Origin of the sequence: Geobacillus sp. ZGt-1, assembly GCF_001026865.1 — a bacterium.
Classification (GTDB): domain Bacteria; phylum Bacillota; class Bacilli; order Bacillales; family Anoxybacillaceae; genus Geobacillus; species Geobacillus thermoleovorans.
Genome location: NZ_LDPD01000150.1, coordinates 1 through 2,472, shown reverse-complemented (window position 1 = coordinate 2,472; position 2,472 = coordinate 1). Strand labels below are relative to the sequence as shown.

General features: G+C 40.0%; 3 protein-coding genes and 1 pseudogene. All 4 read right to left on the bottom strand.

The annotated features are described in order from the left end of the window. Nucleotides 1-213: 213 nt before the first annotated feature. Complete coding sequence (cas2, locus tag VU18_RS16205; RefSeq protein ID WP_044746555.1) at nucleotides 214-477, bottom strand: CRISPR-associated endonuclease Cas2; 264 nt, start codon at nucleotides 475-477, stop codon at nucleotides 214-216. Nucleotides 478-480: 3 nt separating this feature from the next. Beyond that, a complete protein-coding gene (cas1b, locus tag VU18_RS16200; protein ID WP_047758539.1) occupies nucleotides 481-1,464 on the bottom strand; it encodes a type I-B CRISPR-associated endonuclease Cas1b in 984 nt (327 codons plus the stop codon). Beyond that, nucleotides 1,464-1,961, bottom strand: a complete 498-nt coding sequence (cas4, locus tag VU18_RS16195) for a CRISPR-associated protein Cas4 (protein WP_013144993.1) — start codon at nucleotides 1,959-1,961, stop codon at nucleotides 1,464-1,466. Before cas4 ends, cas1b begins: the two co-directional genes overlap by 1 nt. Nucleotides 1,962-1,975: 14 nt before the next feature. Beyond that, a pseudogene (locus tag VU18_RS16190) lies at nucleotides 1,976-2,472 on the bottom strand (CRISPR-associated helicase/endonuclease Cas3); the annotation flags it as partial.

Below are 2,472 nucleotides of genomic sequence, written 5' to 3'. Positions count from 1 at the left end.
CTCCGTTCAGATCAAACCCCTATCAATTACAAAATAATATTTATTGATGTAGCAAGCAATTCACGCGAATGCCTACACAACAATTATACCTCATTTTGCAGTAAAGTGGTAATTGTGTTTTCTATGTTGCGCAAATAATGTCGCACCTCCCTTGATAAATCAAGCTTTTCCCCATTTATCCGCTAAAATGCGGTTCACTGCAAATTCTTAAACTTAAAGGAACAACTCATCAAAATTCTTTTCCTGACCAAATACCCGCTTTTTTATATTCTTCGGATTTTCTACTTCGTATAAGTAAATGGAGTCTTCTTCTTTATCAATGATCATCTCCAATTCATACATGCACTTCATCAGCAGACTTTTCGAAATCTCCCCTTCAAATACGCTATTTTGCGTCCAAGTGAGATATTCCTTTAATTTTTTGCAAACTTTGTTGACCCGCTTCTCCGCTACGTCATACGTAATGATAACAAACATGGCTCACCACCAAGCTTTCAACGGTTTATATCGTTCATCCCCAATGAAATGTTTAATGAGTTTGTAGCATTCCAATCGTATAAAATGCCGATAACTCACTTTTCTTTTCAGCTTCCGATGTTGAATGGATGTGGCCAATTTATTCTCCCACTCCATAATAAACTTTTTCTTTCCTTCCTCATTTAAAAATACCATTCCATCGATATCATCAAAATGTTTGTTGGTAATGATCCGATTGTTAATGGAGGCGATAATAACCGGATCGACGATCAATGGCTTAAAGATTTCAGCTAAATCCAAACTTAACGAAAATCGTCTTGTCGACGGTTCGTGCAAAAAACTAACCGTAGGATCAAGCGGCGTCTTGTAAATTTCCCCCAAAACAGTTGTATAACATAAGGAATTTCCGAATGATATCAAAGCATTCAGCGGGTCGCGCGGAGGTTGCTTTGTCCGCTTTTCAAACGTAAAGTCTTGCTTCAAAATCTCGTTAAAGGACTGATAATAATGTTGTCGGATTCGTCCCTCTATTCCCATCAGCTCTTGAACAGTGCTCGCTGTGTTCATCTTTTTTGCCTCTTCCTCAATCTGATGGATATAAATCTCCGTTTTCTCTCGATGCCTACGAATATTACGCAACATATGGTGCACAGCACTTTCTAAAAACATCTTGGCGATATACAACCTTTTGCCATTATCAAGATAATGAGCGCTCTGCTGCACAACGGTAAAACCAGACACTTTTCGATTTCTCGGACAGAATGTGCCTGCGTAAAATCCATAGTAATTGAAAATATGCAAATGAACTTCATGCTGGCTTAACAAATTAAGCAAAGCGGAGTTGAAGTCCACTTCCCCAAATATATATAAATTTTCGATTTGATGCACAGGAAGCGATCTCTTGTTTTCTTTTTCATCTAAAAAATAAATCGTATTGTCCTTTCGCTTGAGCCGCCCATTTGAAAAGATATAATGATCTTTCAACATCATTCGTCACCTTCCAGTGCATAACAAAATTCGTAATATGCACACTTCGAGCAATATGATAGTTTTTTAAGAGGTGGGGGAGAGGGAAGTTGCAAAATTTGATAGATGTCTTTTAAAGCCTTTTCCACCTTTCGCTCGTCTTCTTCTGTTAATATCACTTCCTCCGTCTTTCTTTCCTTCGTATAGCTGATCAATCCTTTTTTATGAATGCCTCGTTTTTTCAGTTCGTAAAGATAGTACAACATTTGAAAACGGTCCGCTTCAGCCATTTTGCTGGAAATTTTGATTTCGCGAACGTACTCTTCCTCTAATGCATCCAGCTTAAACGTGTCATCAATGAGAATTTCTCTCTCATTCAAGCGTGGATACGCCCGTTCGTGCAGAATCTTTCCTTCGATCACTCGTTCGTGCTCTTCTTCCATTCCAATTCCTTTGGAAAACAACCATAATTTCCGCTTGCACACTTTGTAATAATGGATTTGAACACCGCTTGCCATTCACTGCACTCTCCTTAGTAAAATGCTGACAGTGGTGTATCCAACTGAATCCCTCTGCCTCTCCCCACTTCGCGATCAAAATCGTACTCAACATCGGCAATGTATATGTGGTCAAACGGTTTGGGCAATCGTTCTGAGACACATTTCTCCGCAAGAAAACGGTGGACGCTGATCGTCTTCTTTTCGATCTCCATCCGAAAGCGAAGCCGTTCTCCTCCATCCCGACAACGGCCGTATTGATCTATTGCATCTGCAATTCCATCGTAAATTCGCCTCGGAATGACTGGAACGGTCTGAATGTCACGCAGTTTCCGCTGCGCCTCTTTCTTGCTCATTTCATACGGATCTAAATGGTCAAACATAGCTAACGCATCTTCGAACTCCTGCAAAAACGAAGTTCCTTTCAATCTCTCACGTTCATACAACTTGCCAACCAGCTCAATTTTTGTTCTTTCATCGAGAATTTGTCTGTCAAAAGGCCTCAACAACTCCGTGCTTTCACACACGAGAT